General features: G+C 59.5%; 18 protein-coding genes and 1 pseudogene. 11 read left to right on the top strand and 8 right to left on the bottom strand.

Annotation, left to right across the window (positions count from 1 at the left end; translation table 11 throughout):
* The 3 genes and pseudogenes from WCJ41_RS15770 to WCJ41_RS15780 all read right to left on the bottom strand — a co-directional run.
* A pseudogene (locus WCJ41_RS15770) lies at positions 1-375 on the bottom strand (ATP-binding protein); the annotation flags it as partial.
* Positions 362-505: a 4'-phosphopantetheinyl transferase superfamily protein gene (locus WCJ41_RS15775; RefSeq protein WP_336906809.1), complete on the bottom strand. Its 144-nt coding sequence runs from the start codon at positions 503-505 to the stop codon at positions 362-364. The pseudogene WCJ41_RS15770 and the gene WCJ41_RS15775, both read right to left, overlap by 14 nt.
* A gap of 103 nt (positions 506-608) precedes the next feature.
* Positions 609-1430, bottom strand: a complete 822-nt coding sequence (locus WCJ41_RS15780) for a hypothetical protein (RefSeq protein ID WP_336906792.1) — start codon at positions 1428-1430, stop codon at positions 609-611.
* Positions 1431-1522: 92 nt separating this feature from the next.
* On the opposite strand from WCJ41_RS15780, the gene WCJ41_RS15785 reads away from it, so the two are divergent.
* Positions 1523-2383 (top strand): IclR family transcriptional regulator, encoded by an 861-nt coding sequence (locus tag WCJ41_RS15785; RefSeq protein WP_336906793.1) that lies wholly within the window; start codon positions 1523-1525, stop codon positions 2381-2383.
* On the opposite strand, the gene WCJ41_RS15790 is transcribed toward WCJ41_RS15785, so the two are convergent.
* From WCJ41_RS15790 to WCJ41_RS15810, 5 genes are read right to left on the bottom strand one after another with little or no spacing between them, the layout of a single operon-like run.
* Positions 2322-2681, bottom strand: coding sequence for a Lin0512 family protein (locus WCJ41_RS15790; RefSeq protein ID WP_336906794.1), 360 nt, complete (start codon positions 2679-2681; stop codon positions 2322-2324). The genes WCJ41_RS15785 and WCJ41_RS15790 overlap by 62 nt on opposite strands.
* The gene (locus WCJ41_RS15795) at positions 2681-3031 is read right to left on the bottom strand and encodes a Lin0512 family protein (protein WP_336906795.1); all 351 of its coding nucleotides are present in this window, start codon (positions 3029-3031) and stop codon (positions 2681-2683) included. Before WCJ41_RS15795 ends, WCJ41_RS15790 begins: the two co-directional genes overlap by 1 nt.
* Before the next feature lie 21 nt (positions 3032-3052).
* The gene (locus WCJ41_RS15800; RefSeq protein ID WP_336906796.1) at positions 3053-3895 is read right to left on the bottom strand and encodes an alpha/beta hydrolase; all 843 of its coding nucleotides are present in this window, start codon (positions 3893-3895) and stop codon (positions 3053-3055) included.
* Positions 3896-3911: 16 nt separating this feature from the next.
* Positions 3912-4676, bottom strand: coding sequence for an SDR family oxidoreductase (locus tag WCJ41_RS15805; protein WP_336906797.1), 765 nt, complete (start codon positions 4674-4676; stop codon positions 3912-3914).
* Positions 4677-4701: 25 nt separating this feature from the next.
* Positions 4702-5691 carry an acetamidase/formamidase family protein gene (locus WCJ41_RS15810; RefSeq protein WP_336906798.1) on the bottom strand — a complete coding sequence of 330 codons (990 nt, stop codon included), beginning with the start codon at positions 5689-5691 and terminating at the stop codon, positions 4702-4704.
* A 369-nt stretch (positions 5692-6060) separates the two neighbouring features.
* Between WCJ41_RS15810 and WCJ41_RS15815 the strand changes: the two genes are divergently transcribed.
* The 10 genes from WCJ41_RS15815 (at position 6061) to WCJ41_RS15860 (ending at position 17362) form a co-directional block, all read left to right on the top strand.
* Positions 6061-7821, top strand: coding sequence for a sigma-54-dependent Fis family transcriptional regulator (locus WCJ41_RS15815; protein ID WP_336906799.1), 1761 nt, complete (start codon positions 6061-6063; stop codon positions 7819-7821).
* A gap of 200 nt (positions 7822-8021) precedes the next feature.
* The gene (locus tag WCJ41_RS15820) at positions 8022-9071 is read left to right on the top strand and encodes an NAD(+)/NADH kinase (protein WP_336906800.1); all 1050 of its coding nucleotides are present in this window, start codon (positions 8022-8024) and stop codon (positions 9069-9071) included.
* On the top strand, positions 9068-10069 hold the full coding sequence (locus WCJ41_RS15825) for a thiamine pyrophosphate-dependent dehydrogenase E1 component subunit alpha (protein WP_336906801.1): 1002 nt from the start codon (positions 9068-9070) through the stop codon (positions 10067-10069). The genes WCJ41_RS15820 and WCJ41_RS15825 overlap by 4 nt, the downstream gene beginning before the upstream one ends.
* A gap of 20 nt (positions 10070-10089) precedes the next feature.
* A complete protein-coding gene (locus WCJ41_RS15830; RefSeq protein WP_336906802.1) occupies positions 10090-11097 on the top strand; it encodes an alpha-ketoacid dehydrogenase subunit beta in 1008 nt (335 codons plus the stop codon).
* A gap of 32 nt (positions 11098-11129) precedes the next feature.
* Positions 11130-12245: an acetoin dehydrogenase dihydrolipoyllysine-residue acetyltransferase subunit gene (locus WCJ41_RS15835; protein ID WP_336906803.1), complete on the top strand. Its 1116-nt coding sequence runs from the start codon at positions 11130-11132 to the stop codon at positions 12243-12245.
* Between the two features lie 155 nt (positions 12246-12400).
* The gene (locus WCJ41_RS15840) at positions 12401-13930 is read left to right on the top strand and encodes an extracellular solute-binding protein (RefSeq protein ID WP_336906804.1); all 1530 of its coding nucleotides are present in this window, start codon (positions 12401-12403) and stop codon (positions 13928-13930) included.
* Positions 13931-14003: 73 nt separating this feature from the next.
* Positions 14004-15023, top strand: coding sequence for a sugar ABC transporter permease (locus tag WCJ41_RS15845; protein ID WP_336906805.1), 1020 nt, complete (start codon positions 14004-14006; stop codon positions 15021-15023).
* A gap of 3 nt (positions 15024-15026) precedes the next feature.
* On the top strand, positions 15027-15905 hold the full coding sequence (locus WCJ41_RS15850) for a carbohydrate ABC transporter permease (RefSeq protein ID WP_336906806.1): 879 nt from the start codon (positions 15027-15029) through the stop codon (positions 15903-15905).
* Between the two features lie 12 nt (positions 15906-15917).
* A complete protein-coding gene (locus WCJ41_RS15855) occupies positions 15918-17012 on the top strand; it encodes an ABC transporter ATP-binding protein (protein ID WP_336906807.1) in 1095 nt (364 codons plus the stop codon).
* Between the two features lie 14 nt (positions 17013-17026).
* The gene (locus tag WCJ41_RS15860) at positions 17027-17362 is read left to right on the top strand and encodes a carboxymuconolactone decarboxylase family protein (RefSeq protein ID WP_336906808.1); all 336 of its coding nucleotides are present in this window, start codon (positions 17027-17029) and stop codon (positions 17360-17362) included.
* Positions 17363-17674 lie beyond the last annotated feature (312 nt).

Raw genomic sequence — 17674 nt, forward strand, 5'->3', positions numbered from 1 at the left:
GGATAAATGCGGTGTTCCGGATGGGGCGTGCTGGTCCGCGGCGCTTGATAGATCGACGGTGGCGAAGAACCTGACCTTCTTGCGGTGATGCTCGACGGCCTGGACGCCGAGGGCGGTGGCGATATGGGTCTTGCCCGTGCCCGGTCCGCCGATGAGCACGACATTGTGGGCGCCCGCCATGAACTCGCCAGCATGCAGCTGGCGAACCAGGGCTTCGGCGACCTCGCTGGAAGTGAAGTCGAAGCCGGTCAGATCCTTGTAGGCCGGGAACCGGGCGGCCTTGATCTGGTAGGTGATCGAGCGGACCTCGCGTTCGGCAAGCTCGGCCTTCAGCAACTGAGACAGGATGGGGACAGCCGTGTCAAAGGCAGGTGCGGACGCCGGGATAAAGCGCCTTGAACAATGTCTCTTTCGCCGAGAAAAGGAGGACGGTCGTGAAAAGGCGCATTGCCGCGCGCGGCATGGCGTCGATCCACAAGCGTTCAGATGGCGTGAGGGCCAGCATTCGGATTGCCGCACGTTCCTCCGCAGAGAGATCCAGGCTGGCGATGTCAACACCCACTGTCCTCTGCCCCCCGCCAGCAACCAGGCAAGCCACCCTGGTGCCATCATGGCTTATGGAGCCGGCAATACCAGCAGGCCAGAGGGGATTTCGGTTCGGGCCGACCGGAATGCTGCGGGCAGCTGCCGCGCCGATCCCCAGTCTCGTGAGCGCGGTCGACGCGTATCTCGATAAGCAGGCCATTGACCCGCAGGATGATGTCGCCCTTGTCTCGATAACCCGCGAACTGGGCCGGGTCGGCTAGCCCTGTGAGGGCATTGCCGAGGCTGACCGCCAGGTTACCGGATTGTACCGAGAGCCTTGTGATGTTTGACCACGATCCCGCAGCGAGAGGTGCTACCGCATCGAGATGCCTGCGCACCCACGTAACCACGGCTCGTCCGCGTCCCTCGTCATACCCTTGTGCAAGACGGTCACCCGGCAGTGCGTCGGTGCCATAGAGGGCATCGTATAGTGAGCCGAATCGGGCGTTGGCGGCGTTCAGCGCGAACCGGGCATTGTTGACCGGCACCACAAGTTGCGGACCCGCCAGCAGTGCGATTTCAGCATCGACGCCTGAAGTTGAGATGGCAAATGGCTCTGGTTCTTCCTCGAGATAGCCGATCTTCGTCAGGAATGACTGGTATTCATCGGCCGACGTATCCGGATTCGCGGTGTGCCAGGCATCAATGTCCTTCTGTAACGCCTCGCGCCTGGAAATCAGCGCTGCATTGCGCGGCGCCATCTCTCGAAGGATGGCTTCGAATCCACGCCAGATGCTTTCCGGATCGTCATGCGGCAGGAGAATGTCCTGCTCGACGAGTTCGACCAACGGCGCGGCAACCATGAGTCCGGCGCAGGCGATGTGGCGTGGGGATATGTCTGCCATGGAGAATACCCTTCCCCGTAATCGCTAGCGTGATTTCCCGAAATGTGGAATTGGGAGTTACAAATTTTCCATCATACGGAAAAAGGATTGCGATGGAGAGAACAGGCGACGTTCAGTCGGTGTCACGTGCTCTGGACTTGCTGACGAGGCTGGGATCCTCTGATGAAGGCCAAAGGCTGAGCGAGTTGGCGCGCGCGGCGGGGCTTGCCGTATCGACGGCACATCGCCTGCTGACTACGATGCAGCAAGCGGGCTTTGTGAACTTCGATCCGGTACGCAGCGAGTGGCACGTGGGGCGCGAGGCCTTCGCCGTAGGGGCGGCCTATGTTCAGCGACGGGATTTCGTTGCGCCAGCGATGGTCTTCCTGCGTCGGTTGAGAGACGAAAGCCGTGAGACCACAAATCTCGGCATTCTCGAGGACGGGCAACTGGTGACGCTGGCGCAGGTTGAGAGCCGGGAGATCACGCGCGCCATTTCGCCGCCTGGCGGGCGCGTCGCAGCCACCTGTTCGGCTATGGGAAAAGCCCTTCTCGCGACGTGGAATGACGAGCAGATCGCTGTATTCTGCAAGCGAAACGGATTTCGCAAGCTGACGCCCAATTCGCACCGCACGCTCGCTTCGTTGATGGCCGACATCAAAACGATCCGCAAGCGTGGCTTCGCCATCGACGACGAGGAACATGTTGTAGGGTTGCGCTGCGTCGCAGCCGTCGTATGCTCGCCGCAGAGTGATGCCATCTGCGCGTTCTCGGTATCGGGTCTCGCCAATCGCCTGAGCGTGGCGCGGGCCACGCCGTCTCTGCCGGGCGGGAATTGGCGCAGAAAACCGGCCTGCGCTGAGCGGTCGAAGCGGTGCGTCGTCCCGCATCTTCAGCTGCGGTTCGTCTTCGTCATGCCAGACCGAGATGCGCCTCAAAATCAAGGCGCACGGCCAGGCCCGCCATGGCGATGACGGACACTCCGCCGCGCTCCTCGTCCGGAACGTCGAGCCCGCCCTTCACAACTTTCACCGTAACCTGCCCGTGTGGGAGGCTGGCGGCCACGGCGGCCTTGTCTACCTTGTCAGGTTGCTGCACACCGATGGTAACCTCGATCTGCATCGCCTTCGGCTCGACGCCGAGGGTGCGCAGAAACGGAAGGGACGAATGATGAATGCAGTCCTGAACCGCCCTGAGCGCGGCCTTGGTATAGTCGCCGCCATGCATGTCGTTGCCATGGCCCATTTCGAGGATGACGCGCTTCAATGACATCACTTTTTCTCCGGGACATCGAGGTAGACGACGGCTGCGGCGTTTGCCATCAGCGTCAGGTTCGTGCCTTCGTCGTTCATGATCTCGAGACCGCCCTCGACGACTTCGACGGTCGATTTTCCATAGGGCAGTGTCGCTGCGACGGCCGCCTTATCAACCAGGTGCGGCTTGGGAACGCCCACCAGCACCTTGACGTGCATGTCATGCGGGCTGAGGCCAATTGCATTGGCAATGGTGAGCGAGTTGTGCCAGAGCGCGTCTTTCAGTGCCCGGATGGCGGCTTTGGTATAATCGGCACCGGTGAGGTCCGTTCCCATGCCAAGTTCGACAATCATGCGTTTGAGGGCCATGTCTTCTCCGGTCTGCTCCAATTATGTTGAGAGGAATGCCGAGACCTCGGCGTTGAAACGGCGTGGATTTTCGAAGAACATGAAGTGACTGCCTCCTTCATGCTCTTCATAGATCGATGCCCTGGCGTTCGGATTGACCGAGGCGATCCATTCTTGTGATTCCGCCGAGAAGATGCTCTTTCGACCGCCGATGACCAGAGCTGGCAGGCGTGTATTGACGATCACGTCCCGCCAGTCGTTGAGGCAGTGATCGAACAGCAGGTCGGCTGCAGCGGCGCGCGGCATTTTCAGGTTCTCGCTGGCGATCCAGTTCAGGTCCGTCTCCGGGATGTCCGGCGTGAACATCCCTCTGAGGATCTCCTTGGTGCCCTCGACGGTCGGTGTGGCGCGCACCGTATCGCAGAAGCCGGCCACTGACTGAACGTCAGGAAGGAGGCAACCAAACGACTTGCGGGCTTCAGCGTCCCATCCAGGCAGTGCAGCCACCATGGGGGCCTGATCGACGATGACCAGGCGCCGTAATCTGTCCTCGCCGAAGAGATCGAGATAGCTCCAGATGACCGAGCTACCCATGGAATGGCCGAGCACATCCACGCGATCAAGCCCCAGGACGTCGATTGCCTCGCGAAGGTCCATCGCGAGGCGCTGGATGCGATGGCCGGAGACGGCATCGGGGCTCGCCCCATGGCTGCGCATGTCGAGGGCGATCACACGTCTGCCCTGGGCGAGTTCCTCGATGTTCCGACCGTATTCCGCAGCCGACTGCGACCAGCCGGGGATCATGAGGAGTGCGGGGCCGCTGCCGGCCTCCAGTGCGTTCAGCACTGTTCCGCCTGGAAGCGCGATCTGTCTGCTCGTTGCCATCTCTGCTCTGCTGCTCCTAAAGCTGAACGCCCTTTGTCAGGGCACCGTCGATGACCAGATTGGTTCCCATGGTGAAGCTCGAAGCCGGGCTTGCGAGAAAAACGATGCCCTTGCCGATTTCCTCCGCGGTTGCCATTCGGCCCGTCGGGTTCAGCGCGAGAGCCTGCTTGAACAGATCCGGCATGTTCTTTTCGATGAAATGCCAGATACCGTCCTTGAAATAGACGTTGCCCGGCGAAACCGAGTTCACTCGAATGAGCTTCGGGGCCAATTTATGGGCAAGTCCATGCGCATAGTGGATCAGCGCCGCCTTGAAGGCCCCATAGGCAGGCGTCGTGAAGTCGATCTCGCGCCCCGATACCGATGACACGATGACGATGGACGGCGACTTCGACGCCTCAAGATAGGGAAGGGCAGCATTCACCGTGCGCACCGTGTGCATCATGTCGATCTCGAATTCCGCACGCCAGGACTCTTCCGTGTCCTCGGCGGCTGCCAGTGCGGACACATTGGCAATGACGATATCGATGCCGCCAAGCGCTGTCGCACTCTCATGCACCCAGCCTTCGAGTTCCGCCTTGTTGCCGACATCGATGGCTTGGCCGAAGGATTTCACGTTCTTGCTCCCGAGGGCGGCGACCGCATCCTTCACCTCGGCCGCGTTGCGGGCGCAGACCGAGACGTTCGAGCCTTCGTCTGCAAACATGTCGGCGGCGCGCCGGCCAATGCCCTTGGTGCCGCCAGTCACAAGTACGTTCAGTCCCTTGAGGCCGAGATCCATTTTTTCTCTCCTTTTCGTTGCGTTTCTATTGTCCGAGATATGCCTTCTTGATCGAGGCGCCGAGTGTGTATTTCGGGTCCACCATGTTGCCCACCCGCACGCGGCCCGCCTGAGTGAGCAGGAAATAGGCCTCGAGCTCATCGAAGCCGTAATCCGCCGCAAGCCAGCGTGTCAGCTCGCGATAGGCTATGCGGGCCGCATCCTCCATCGGCCGCGCGGAGCCAATGGTCATGATGAACTCCTCAGTCTCGAGCCGAGGCCATGCGATCTGCCAGTCCTTGATGAGGTCTACCTGGATCGTGGTCGTCGAGGGCATCTCGACAGCCACTCCGCAAAGTTCGCCATCGCCCTGCCGTCCGTGGCAGTCCCCGAGATAGAGATATGCCTCCTTGTGCAGCACCGGGAAATAGACCACCGCCCCTGGGGCCACATCCGGCAGGTCCATGTTGCCGCCCCAGTAATCGGGTTGCAGCGAGAGAACCGCCTCAATCAGCGGCGAGACGCCGAGGGTACCGATGAACGGCTCATAGGGCAGCGTGATGCGGTCATTGAACTTCACGCCAGCTTCCGTCACCTCATATTTCATCACCCGCTCGGGTAGCGGCGGGTTCAGCATCGCCGTCTGGCCATTCGAGACGAGTCCGCCGAACTCGGGAATGAGGGCAGAGGTTCCGACGGGCTGCTGTCCACGCGGAACGATCGACTTGATCGACACGCAGAGCACATCGCCCGGCTCGGCACCATCAACAGCAATAGGCCCGCATTGCGGGTTGACGAATGGCATTCGCAACTTCTGCGATGGTAAATCAGTGACGGTCCTGATTGCGCCACCGAAGGCGTCCTCGGTCTCGGCGATGACGATGTCGCCGGGCCTGATCGCCATGACGGGCTTCACGTAGGGTCCATAGACATAGTGATAGTCGCCCTGGACTGCCTTGTTCAGAAGGTGCGTCTTGCCCTCGATACCGCGGGCGACCGCCTTGCGTCCCATGTAGCTACTGGTTAGCCAACTCATATTTCCAGTCCCCATTCTTGCAACTGCGAACGCGCGGATGAGTTCGTCGGCAGTCCAATGCAGATCGTGTGCCACTTTGCAGTGCAGCAGATTTCTTGCGCTGCGGAAGGATGTATTAACGTCTTGATACTTGACACGTGATTTCTTCGCGTTTGATGTCCACTCCAAACAGAGGAGGCCGCGATCTCATCCTCGCACACGGATCACATCAACGAACTCATTCGCGTCGCGGAGGGCGATCGGACTGAGCGCGATCCACTTATTCTTGAATCTTGGCGGCGCTGCGTGGGCAATCACCGGCTTGACCCAACCGTGCTTCGGCCTGCTGTCATCGTTGAAGATCCCCGGCTTCGGGAGCATCGCGATGCGATGGAGGAACTCCTGCGCACCGCGCGCTTTGGCGTCGAGGCGCTCTACCGGCAGGTGGCGGGGCTCGGCTATGTCGTCCTCCTGAGTGACAATCAGGGCATCACAGTCGATTACATCGGCGATGAAGCGACGACCGACTACCTTCGGGCGGCTGGCCTCTATATGGGTGCAGACTGGAACGAGGCGCGAGCCGGGACCAACGGCACGGGCACCTGCATCGCCACGGGGGAATCCCTCACCATTCACCAGAGTGACCATTTCGACGCCACGCATATCCCATTGACCTGCACCGTGGCGCCGATCTTCGATCCGGTTGGCAATCTTTCCGCCGTGCTGGACATTTCGGCCCTCTGTTCACCACGCGAAAAGTCGAGCCAGTTCCTTGCCTTGCAAATGGTAAGAAATTTCGCCCACCGAATCGAAACAGCCAGTTTCATCCGATCTTGCTCACGCAACTGGATCGTAAAGCTGACTGCCAATCAGGCGTTGGCGGAGGTCGACACCGACTATGTGCTGGCGCTCGATTCATCAGGACGTATCGCGGGTTTCAACCACCATGCCCGCCAGCTCCTGGCCGAGGAGATGAAGACCGGCTGGCGTGACGCAAAGCAGGCGCTTGGCCGTCCGATATCGGACTTTCTGGACTGCGAGATCGATGGCCTCACGCGATTTGTGGGACCAAATTCCATTGATCGCAACGTAATGAGGCTCACCAGTTCGGGGCGGAGCTTGTTCATCCAGGTCGTGCCGCCGGCGACGATGCGGGTCCTGCCGGCGCCGGTCCACCAGGAGGAAAACAAGCTTCCAAAGGCCCTGAAGGCGGTGGCGGGCGAGGATCCCTCGATACAGCGCAACCTTAAGAAGCTGTCGCGCCTGCTCAATACCAATATGAGTGTCCTGGTGAGCGGCGAAACCGGGACGGGCAAGGAATACCTCGCCAAGGCGATTCATCAGTCCAGCGCCCGCGCCCAGGGTCCATTTATTCCCGTCAATTGCGGAGCACTGCCGGAAAACCTCATCGAGAGCGAGCTTTTTGGCTATGAGGGCGGCTCGTTTACCGGCGCCCTGAGCAAGGGCAAGAAGGGCCTGATCCGCGAGGCGCATGGCGGCACCCTGTTCCTCGATGAAATCGGCGACATGCCGCTCGGCTCGCAGACGCGGCTCCTCCGCGTGCTCGCAGAGCGAGAGGTGATGCCCATAGGCGGGACACGGCCCTATCCCGTTGACATGAGGGTGATTGCTGCTTCCCACTGGGATTTGCTCGGCATGGTCAAGAAGGGCTCCTTCCGCGAGGATTTGTATTTCCGTCTCAATGGCGTCACCATCACACTTCCGCCCCTGCGCGATCGTGTCGATTTGGCTTGGCTTGTTGCACAATTGCTGGAGAGCCGCGCCTATCCCGATGGATCGGCGCGCAGCCTGGCGCCCAAGGCGGTTGGCGTTCTGTCTTCCTATGCATGGCCCGGCAATATCCGCGAACTCGTCAACGTCATCGATTTTGCATGTGCGGTCGCCAGCGATCCAGAAATCGGGGTGGATGACTTGCCGGATCAGGTGTTCCGGCGCATCGACGATGACAACGAAGCCAGCGCAGCGGATGCGGCAAGGTCCAACAGCAAGCAAGCGGCGTCCTTGCGCGAAGATCTGCGCCGTGCCGGCTGGAACATATCCGCCACTGCGCGCCTGCTTGGCGTCGATCGCACGACGTTGCATCGCCGAATGCGGCGACTGGGTGTCACGCTGCCGCCGCGCAGTATGTAATTCTACCTGTGGCGTGTGTGGCGCCACAGGTGTTGCGCACGGCGCAACAGTTCAATTGGTCCATAAGGTTTCTTTCGCAGGTGCAAAATTCTATTGCTGCGCTGCTTTTCTCGAAAACCAGATGAGAGGAGCTCTGGGGCCGATTGGCATCGTTATTGCAGCATGGCGTCTAAGAATATTTTTAGAAAACTTGGATGAGAATGGGAAACGCCGTCGGCATCATCGCCAATCCTGTCTCCGCGCGTGACATCCGCCGGGTGATCGCCAATGCGACTGCCTTGCAGATCACCGACCGCGCCAACATCGTGCTGCGCATCCTGTCCTGCGTTAAAGCCTGCGGCGTCGATCATGTCTGGATGATGCCGGAGAACGGCGGGATTCGGCACCATGTTCGCCGCGGCATCGACCGGGCGGAGAACCAGGGTCAGAAGCATTTCCCCAAGGTTGAACATCTCGATTACAAGATTTCCGGCACGGTCGAGGATACGCTGAAAGCGGCCCGCCTGATGAAGGAGAAGGGTGTGGCAGCCATCGTTGTGCTGGGTGGTGATGGCACGCACCGCGCGGTGGTCACCGCCTGCGGTGACGTTCCCATTGCCGGCGTCTCGACCGGAACCAACAATGCCTTCCCGGAGCATCGTGAGCCCACCATCACTGGGCTTGCCGTGGGTCTTGCGGTGACGGGCAAGGTACCGGCTTCGGATGCCTATCTTCCCAATAAGAAGATCGTGGTGCGTGTGAACGGCCATGAGGAAATTGCACTCGTCGACGTGGCCGTCGTCACCGAGCGCTATATCGGCGCGCGTGCTCTGTGGCGCACCGAAACCTTCCGCGAACTCTTTGTCACCTTCGCCGACCCCGAGGTCATCGGCATGTCGGCGATTGCCGGGCTGCTCAGCCCGGTCTCGCGGCTCGATGAAGGCGGACTGCATGTGCGCCTCGCGCCTGAGGACGAGGCCAGTATCATTCTCGATACGCCCATCGCGCCGGGCTACATGCGCGGCATCGGCATTCGTGACTATGTGCCGATGAAACCCAACCACAAGTATCGTCCGTCGATTGCCGACGGCTCAATCGCGCTCGACGGCGAGCGCGAAGTCTCCTTCACGCGCGACGACGATGTAACCATCGAACTCGTGCCCAATGCCTTCAGGACCGTGAACGTCAGCGGCTGCATGCAATATGCCGCGCACCACGGCCTGATGAGAATGAAGCCAGACCAGAAACTGAAGAGAGTGGGAGGACAATGATGACTGCTCCAAACAGCACGGCCGGGATATTCCCCCTGGATAAGCCCGGACTTCTGCAAGCCTATCGCACCATGCGGACCATTCGCGAGTTCGAGGAGTGCCTACACGCCGACTTCGCCAAGGGCGACATTCCGGGCTTCGTCCACCTCTATGCAGGTGAAGAGGCCGCCGGCACCGGCATCATGATGCACTTGGAGGATAAGGACCGGATCGCCTCCACCCACCGTGGCCATGGCCACTGTATCGCCAAGGGTGTGGACACCAGTGGCATGATGGCGGAGATCTACGGCAAGGTGTCGGGCTCATGCCGCGGCAAGGGCGGCTCCATGCACATCGCTGACTTGTCCAAGGGCATGATGGGCGCCAACGGCATCCTCGGCGCCGGTGCGCCGCTGGTCTGCGGTGCAGGGCTTGCCGCGAAGTTCCGTGGCGATGGCGGCGTTGCCATTTCCTTCGTTGGCGATGGCGCCTCCAACCAGGGCACCTTCCTCGAGAGCCTCAACCTGGCGGCAGTGTGGAACCTGCCGGTGATCTTCGTGGTGGAGAACAACGGCTATGCCGAGTCCACCTCGCGCGATTATGCGGTGGCGGTGGACAGCTTCGTTGATCGCGCCGCGGGCTTCGGCCTACCCGGCGTCACGGTCGACGGCCTTGACTTCTTCGCCGTTTACGAGGCGGCGGGAGAGATCATCAAGCGGGCGCGCGAGGGCGGTGGACCCGCACTCCTCGAGTGCAAGATGATCCGCATGTACGGCCACTTCGAGGGCGACCAGCAGACCTACCGCGCCAAGGGCGAGCTTGATGACATCCGCGCCAACAAGGACTGCCTCAAGATGTTTACCCAGCGTGTGATGGAGGCTGGCGTGATCAGCCGAGGCGAACTCGACGCCATCGACCGCGAAGTTGTGGCCGAGATCCAGGAAGCCTCCGCTTTCGCCAAGGCCGCGCCGCTGCCCACCGCAGCGGACCTCACCACCGACGTCTATGTGAACTACTGAGCGCAAGGGAGAGACAGACAATGGCACGCAAGATCAGCATGCGCCAGGCAATCAACGAGGCGCTCGACCAGGAAATGGCCCGCGATCCATCGGTGTTCGTGATGGGTGAAGACATCGTCGGCGGCGCCGGCGGCATGGGCGAAATCGACGCCTGGGGCGGCGTCCTCGGTGTCACCAAGGGGCTCAACGCCAAATATCCGGGCCGGCTGCTCGATACGCCGCTCTCGGAGTCGGCCTATATCGGCGCCGCCGTGGGTGCTGCCGCCTGCGGCATGAGGCCCGTGGCGGAACTGATGTTCCTTGACTTCATGGGCGTCTGCTTTGACCAGATCTTCAACCAGGCGGCCAAATTCCGCTACATGTTCGGCGGCAAGGCGGAAACGCCCGTCGTCATCCGCGCCATGGTGGGTGCGGGCTTCCGCGCCGCCGCCCAGCACAGCCAGATGCTGACGCCGCTCTTCGTGCATATCCCCGGCCTCAAGGTGGTGTGCCCGTCCAACGCCTATGACGCCAAGGGTCTTCTGATCCAGTCGATCCGCGACAATGACCCGGTGATCTTCTGCGAGCACAAGAACTTATATGGCGCGGAAGTGGACGTTCCCGCCGAGTCCTACGCCATTCCCTTTGGTGAGGCGAACGTGGTCCGTGACGGCAAGCATGCCACCATCGTCACGTATGGCATGATGGTCCATCGCGCGATGGAAGCTGCTGCCACTCTCGCCAAACAGGGTATTGAGTGCGAGGTCATCGACCTGCGTACGCTTTCGCCCATCGACTGGGACACGGTCATCGACTCTGCCGAGCGCACTGGCCACGTCGTCTGCGTGGATGAGGCACATCCGCGCTGCTCCATCGCGGCGGACGTGTCCGCCATGGTCACCCAGGAGTGCTTCAAGGCACTAAAGGGTCCGATACAGATGGTTACCGCCCCGCACACGCCGGTGCCGTTCTCGCCGGTGCTGGAGGACCTCTACATCCCCTCGGCTGATGCCATCGCCAAGGCGGTGAAAAAGTCGATGGGCAAGTGACCCTGTTCTTCTGAAACGTTGAGGATTTGAATATGACTGATACCCGAATTGTGCCGATCGTCATGCCCAAGTGGGGCCTCTCCATGAAGGAGGGAAAGGTGACGGGCTGGCTCCTCGAGGACGGCTCCCGGATCAATCCGGGAGACGCCATTCTCGAGGTCGAGACCGACAAGATCGCGGGTGCGGTCGAGGCGCATGAAAGCGGCGTTCTGCGTCGCCGCGTGGGCGAGCCTGATACAATCTATCCGGTGAAGTCGCTGCTGGGCGTCATCGCCGACCCGTCGGTGCCGGAAGAAGAGATCGACGCCTATGTCTCGTCTTTCGTCACGCCATCGGCGGATGAGGACGAGGCGGAGCAGGGCCCGAAGTACGAGTATGCAGAAACCTCCTCTGGCAAACTCCGCTATGCCAAGCGTGGCTCGGGAGATGAGACGGCGATCCTGATTCACGGTTTTGGCGGCGACCTCGACAACTGGCTATTCAACATCGACGCCCTCGGTGAATCGGCCACTGTTTACGCACTTGACCTGCCGGGTCACGGTCAGTCGGCCAAGTCTCTTAACAAGCCCGGCCTTGGCGCGCTGGCTGATGCGGTCACGAGCTTCATGAACACAGTCGGGATCGACAGCGCCCATCTGATCGGACACTCTATGGGCGGGGCGATTGCCATGCACATGGCGGCCAGTGACCCCGGCAAGGTGGACTCGCTCACCCTCATCTGCTCAGCAGGTTTGGGCCGCGAGATCGGCTCCTATGTCGACAGTTATGTCGCCGCTCAGGGACGCAAGGACCTGAAGCCGGTGCTCGAGCAACTCTTTGCTGACAAGAGCCTGGTCAGCCGCCAGCTCGTCGACGACGTGCTTAAGTACAAGCGCCTCGACGGGGTCGAGCCCCTGCTGAAGGACCTGGCTGCATCGCTCTTCGCCGGCCAGACCCAGCAGGACCAGCCAGGTGCCATGCTCGCTTCGAGCAAGGCCCCGCCGACGCTGGTCATCTGGGGCAGACAGGACGAAGTCATCCCGTCCGCTCACGCCCAGAAGCTCCCCAACGCCAAGGTTGTCGTCTTCGACGACGCCGGCCACATGGTTTTCATGGAAAAGGCCAGCGATGTGAATTCCCTCATCAAGTCTCACATCGCTGGTTCGTAGCCGACACATTCGCGAGCCGCTGACACGGCCAGAGAAAGGAGGACCACAAATACCGGAGGTTTGAGACGTTCCGCGGGGTGCGGCGGCGGTAGGACGCCACAGCGGCACTTGTTTGATCGACAGCAAAAATAAAATCAATATGGGAGAAGACGCCTATGTTCTCGATACCGAAAAACGCCGTTTACCAGAGAATCAACCGCAGAAAGTTTCTTGAATTGGGCGGCGGCGCTGCCACCGCTCTCGGTGCTGGCGGCCTGACCCTTGGTCTCGGCTCCACCATCACGCGCTCCAAGGTTCAGGCCGCGTCTACCGACGATGCCAAGTGGAAGCAATATGCCGGCTCGAAGCTTGTCTTCATGTCGGAGAACACTCCTCCATCCTTCGCGATCCGCGACAATATCAAGGCCTTTACCGACAAGACCGGCATCGAAGTGACCATTCTCACGGATGACCTTCCGGTTGTACAGCAAAAGGTCGGTATCGACCTGCGCGGCGGCAAAGCGGACTACGTTCTTAACTATATCCAAGACAAGCCGATTGGTTCGCCGTTCGCGGATTTCTACGCTGACCTCACGCCCATGTTTGGCGATGAGACCCTGCCGCAGGATCCGGAAGGTTATGGTGACGACGCCTGGTTCACAAACTTCCTTTCCGCTTGTGGACGCTTCTACCAGAAGGGCAAGATCATCGCTCTTCCCTATGACGCGGCAATTGCCTGTACGTTCTATCGTCAGGATCTCTTCGAGGCGAACAGCAAGGATTTCGAAGCCGAGTACGGCTACAGGCTGGAATTCAACAAGGATTCGACCTGGCAGAACGTGATCGACATGGCCACCTTCTTCAAGAAGGCCAAGGAATCCGGCAAGGATGTTCCCTATGGCTATGCCCAGCATCAGGGCTCCTTTGCGTGGACCACGCAGCTCGATATCCAGCGCTTCCTCTTCGCCAATGGCCGTTGGATGGACTGGAACATCGACGATGTCTATGGCTCGAAAGAACCGGGCAAGACCAACTGGGGTGATGAGCAGTCTGTGTTCATGCTGCAGAAGTTCAAGGAACTGGCGGATGTCTGCCATCCGGACAACCTGGCCAACGGCACGCTTGAGCTCAATACCGTCTACCAGTCCGGCAACATCGCGATGCAGACGCAGTATCATGAGTTTGCGGCTTCGATCGAGGACGAGTCCAAGTCGCGTGCGGCCGGCGGCAAGACAGCCTACGCGCCCTGCCCGAAGGGTGATCCGAAGTGGATCAAGAACGGCGGCCAGGCGGTTAACGGCACGAACTGCGGCATCGGCGGCATCGGCATCAACGGCAATGCTTCCGACGACCTCAAGCGTGCGGCCTACATCTTCGCAATCTGGTCGGTCTCCAAGGATAACCAGTACAACGTTCTGAAAGGCCTTGGTGGCACACCGACCCGTAGGTCCGTGCTGGAGCTTGAAGACGTCAAGAAGGCCGAGCAACGTCCGACAAACATGCCGAACGCTCTGACCTTTGATGCTGTCTACAACTTCGGCATCAAGGATCCGAACTTCGTCCTCGGCCCGAAGATTCCGAACGCCAACGAGTACCACTCGATTCTCGCCGGTGAGGTGCAGAAGTGCCTCTCAAACGAGCAGACGCCGGAAGAGGCTGCGAAGTCCATCCAGACTCAGCTGGACGAGTTGAACAACGCGGGCTGATCGCTCCCCTAAACGTTGACCGGCGGCAGTAATCTGCCGCCGGTACACTTCCCTTCAACCATCGAGCGAGCCGATGACAGACGCATCCATGCCGAATGAAAGCGGTGTGACCCGAAAGATTTCGGGCAGCAACCGAAACTTGGACCTCTTCCGTGTCCGCCAAATCCCGGACAGTGTCGAGTCGCGTCCAGTTCCCATGTCTGTCACGGAACCAATCTCTCTCAACAAGCCGCTTTCAAAGAGCTTCTACTTCTGGCTGATGGCGCCGGCCATCCTGGTACTGGCGTTCATTTCGATCTATCCGTTCTTCTGGATGATCTACATGAGCCTCCACGACGTCGACATCGGTCACGTCGAATGGAACAACTTCGCCAACTTCATCAAGTTGCCGTCCGACACACGCTTCCTCATGGGGTGGGTTCTGCTCGCTCAGTACAGCGCCATGTGTCTGACGCTGCAGATCATTATTGGCGTATTCTTGGCCTTGGCCCTCAACGGAACGCGGCTTGAGAAGGTTCTTGTCACGACGCTGTTGATGCCAATGATGATGGCGCCTCTCGTAGCCGGCATGGTGTGGTACTTTCTCTATAACGGAACGTTCGGCTGGTATCACTGGCTGCTGCAGAGCCTTGGAATCCTCGGGCCGAAATCGATCCTTGCCAGTTCGAATACGGCGATGATCGGTCTCGTGCTTGTCGACGTTTGGCAATGGACGCCGCTCATTACGCTCATCACCCTGGCCGGCTTGAAGCGCGTTCCGCAGGATCAGCTTGAAGCTAACATGGTCGATGGCGCTTCTCCGTTCCGAAACTTTATTTCGGTGACAATGCCGAATCTCTATCCGGTTCTGCTGATCGCGATCATGCTGCGGTTCATGGACAATTTCCGCTTCATCGACTCGATTCTCGTGCTCACCGGTGGAGGCCCCGGCAATGCAACCAAGATCTTGCCTGTCTACCTTTTCGAGGTGTCATTCAAGTTCTTTAAGCTGGGACGTGGCGCTGCAATCGCGCTTATCCTTCTCATTGTCACCATCATTCTCGGAAAGCTCCTGGTGCGTGTGTTCGATCGCCAGCAGCCAAGCAAGGTGTAAGCAATGGCATCCCGCGAAGTCATCCAGTACGAAACACCACTTTCAAAGGCATTCAGGTGGTTCTCGGCTGTCTTCCTCGCTTTCTATGTGGTGTGGACGGTGCTGCCGCTGTTCATCATGTTCATGTCGTCCTTCAAGGACCTGCTTGAGGCCTTCAAGATTCCGGCGGTGGGCGATTGGGCAGGCGTCACTGTCTTCTTCGACTTTACGCCGACAACCAAGCACTACTATGAGCTCTTCGCCCATCTTGGTTTCTCAACCTACCTGTTCAACTCCCTCGTGGCGGCGGGCGGGTCGGCACTCGTATCGGTAATCCTGGGGTCGATGTGTGCCTATTCTCTGTCGCGCATCGACTTCAAGGGAAAGGGTGATCTCTTCTTCTGGATTATCTCGACCCGCATGGCGCCGGTCGTCGCAGTCATGGTTCCTCTCTACTGGATATTCCGGCAGCTAGACCTGGTTGGGACCCTGCCTGGTCTCATTCTCGCCTACACGACCTTCAACCTGCCCTTTGCCATCTGGATCTTGAAGGGCTTCTTCGACAATGTGCCCTACGCCATCGAGGAGGCGCAAATGGTTGATGGAGCAACCAGGTTCCAGGCGCTTCGCGCCATCCTGCCGCTGGTGGCGCCGGGCATCGGAGCCTTCATTGTATTGTGCATCCTCTTTGCATGGAACGATTACCTCTTTGCCGCCATCATCGGTTCAGGTGGTGCCAAGACTTTGCCAGCCGCGACTCGCGAATTGGTTCAACCTCAGAATATCCAGTGGGGGCAGATCATGGCTGCTGGCGTCGTCACGACCTTACCCATGATGTTCCTCGGCTTGGTCATCCGTAAGTATCTCGTCACCGGCCTCACCATGGGCGCGGTCAAGGAATAGCAGGAGCTCGCAATGGCAAAGGTATCGTTCAGGAACGTGTGGAAGAAATACGGCGACATGCCCGCCGTCAAGGATCTCAACATCGAGTGTCCGGACGGATCGTTCCTGTCGGTTCTCGGTCCGTCGGGATGCGGCAAATCATCGACGATGCGCATGGTTGCGGGTCTCGAGCATATCACGTCCGGGCAGATCCTGTTTGACGAGCGTCCAATCAACGACCTCGCTCCCAAGGATCGTGACGTTGCTATGGTGTTTGAAAACTACGCGCTCTATCCACACAAGAGCGTTTACGAAAACATGGCGAACCCCCTGAAGCTACGTGGGCAGGATTCATCGGTTATCAAGGAGCGGGTGACGGCCGCCGCCAAGCTCCTCGAGATCAATCATCTTCTTGAACGCCGTCCGCAGGAACTGTCCGGTGGTCAGAAGCAGCGTGTTGCCATCGGGCGTGCCATTGTGCGTGAGCCGAACCTGTTTTTGTTCGACGAACCGATCGCCCATCTTGACGCCAAGCTGCGCGCCCACATGCGTGGCGAAATCAAGCATCTGCAGCGTACGCTTGGAACGACGATGATCTACGTGACCCATGACCAGCTCGAAGCCATGTCGATGGCGGACACGATCGCTGTCATGCATGATGGTGAGTTGCAGCAGCTCGGTACGCCGCGCGAAGTCTACAATCATCCGGTAAATGCCTGGGTGGCTGGTTTTGTCGGTGAACCGGCTATGAACTTCGTTGACGTCGGGGTGGAGGACCGTGCCGGACGCACTCACTTTATTCACAAGAATTTCGCAGTTCCCGTCACCGAAGAGCAGCAACGGCGGGTCTCTGGTGGTTCGCGCGAGAGCACATTGCGTATGGGCGTGCGGCCCGACGCTCTTTCGATTGCGATGACGAAGCCATCTGAAAGTTGCATTGCGGGCAAGATCTTTGTGACCGAGCTTCTTGGCGGGGACATGATTGTCGATGTGGATCTGGATGATTGCCGCATCCGGGTAAAGACCTCTACCGAGTTTTCAGGTGAAGAAGGTCAGACTTGCTACATGACAGTCAACACGAACAAATGGCATGCGTTCTCGAAGGGGAACGGCAAGGCTTTCTTTTAGGTTGGGAGCACGTAATGGCTGACGCCAAGGAAAAACTGGAGGCGGTAAATAGTCGCCTCATGGGACTGTTCAAGGCCGAGAAGCAGACGATGATGGCTTTCAACAGCCTCACCGTGGCGGCCACAAGACCTGGAAAGATCTCTGCCGCGCTGAAGGAATTGACAGCTGTGGCCATCGCCGTCGCAAAGGGTTGCGAAGACTGCATCATCTACCATGCGGCTGCTGCTCGGAAGCATGGTGCATCTCGTGAAGAGTTGATTGAGATGCTTGCGGTTTCGGTTGAGATGTCAGGAGGCCCTGGTGCTGTCTATGCTGCAAAGGCGCTAGAGGCATTTGACCAGTTGACATGATTGTCTGATACTCGTTTGCTTAATCGTGCCCTTCGACTGCGGGTAAGGAATGCGAGTTTCTCGCGCTGGCCTAGCCGTTCACTCGTTCTTCTCCTCGGGAGACACAGGGGCCATAGCGAAATGATTGCTGAAACCAACATATGGAACCCAATAACCTGATGGACCTCGGCGGCGGCGTGGGCTTTATCGGCACGCTGTTCATCGGCGCGCTCGCGGGCATCATCGCCGACAAGGTGATGAAGTCCAACCACGGTCTGTTGATGAACATCGTCATCGGCATCGTCGGCTCCTACATCGGCGCCTTCCTCGCCA

Source organism: Aestuariivirga sp., assembly GCF_037139295.1.
GTDB lineage: Bacteria > Pseudomonadota > Alphaproteobacteria > Rhizobiales > Aestuariivirgaceae > Aestuariivirga.

Bases quoted from the DNA above. Each gene is read 5' to 3' on its own strand.
- WCJ41_RS15850 (WP_336906806.1), top strand. From the start codon at position 15,027: ATGGCATCCCGCGAAGTCATCCAGTACGAAACACCACTTTCAAAGGCA.
- WCJ41_RS15835 (WP_336906803.1), top strand. From the start codon at position 11,130: ATGACTGATACCCGAATTGTGCCGATCGTCATGCCCAAGTGGGGCCTC.
- WCJ41_RS15855 (WP_336906807.1), top strand. From the start codon at position 15,918: ATGGCAAAGGTATCGTTCAGGAACGTGTGGAAGAAATACGGCGACATG.
- WCJ41_RS15830 (WP_336906802.1), top strand. From the start codon at position 10,090: ATGGCACGCAAGATCAGCATGCGCCAGGCAATCAACGAGGCGCTCGAC.
- WCJ41_RS15815 (WP_336906799.1), top strand. From the start codon at position 6,061: ATGGAGGAACTCCTGCGCACCGCGCGCTTTGGCGTCGAGGCGCTCTAC.
- WCJ41_RS15805 (WP_336906797.1), bottom strand. From the start codon at position 4,676: ATGGATCTCGGCCTCAAGGGACTGAACGTACTTGTGACTGGCGGCACC.
- WCJ41_RS15820 (WP_336906800.1), top strand. From the start codon at position 8,022: ATGGGAAACGCCGTCGGCATCATCGCCAATCCTGTCTCCGCGCGTGAC.
- WCJ41_RS15840 (WP_336906804.1), top strand. From the start codon at position 12,401: ATGTTCTCGATACCGAAAAACGCCGTTTACCAGAGAATCAACCGCAGA.
- WCJ41_RS15810 (WP_336906798.1), bottom strand. From the start codon at position 5,691: ATGAGTTGGCTAACCAGTAGCTACATGGGACGCAAGGCGGTCGCCCGC.
- WCJ41_RS15775 (WP_336906809.1), bottom strand. From the start codon at position 505: ATGCTGGCCCTCACGCCATCTGAACGCTTGTGGATCGACGCCATGCCG.
- WCJ41_RS15785 (WP_336906793.1), top strand. From the start codon at position 1,523: ATGGAGAGAACAGGCGACGTTCAGTCGGTGTCACGTGCTCTGGACTTG.
- WCJ41_RS15795 (WP_336906795.1), bottom strand. From the start codon at position 3,031: ATGGCCCTCAAACGCATGATTGTCGAACTTGGCATGGGAACGGACCTC.
- WCJ41_RS15790 (WP_336906794.1), bottom strand. From the start codon at position 2,681: ATGTCATTGAAGCGCGTCATCCTCGAAATGGGCCATGGCAACGACATG.
- WCJ41_RS15860 (WP_336906808.1), top strand. From the start codon at position 17,027: ATGGCTGACGCCAAGGAAAAACTGGAGGCGGTAAATAGTCGCCTCATG.
- WCJ41_RS15845 (WP_336906805.1), top strand. From the start codon at position 14,004: ATGACAGACGCATCCATGCCGAATGAAAGCGGTGTGACCCGAAAGATT.
- WCJ41_RS15825 (WP_336906801.1), top strand. From the start codon at position 9,068: ATGATGACTGCTCCAAACAGCACGGCCGGGATATTCCCCCTGGATAAG.
- WCJ41_RS15780 (WP_336906792.1), bottom strand. From the start codon at position 1,430: ATGGCAGACATATCCCCACGCCACATCGCCTGCGCCGGACTCATGGTT.
- WCJ41_RS15800 (WP_336906796.1), bottom strand. From the start codon at position 3,895: ATGGCAACGAGCAGACAGATCGCGCTTCCAGGCGGAACAGTGCTGAAC.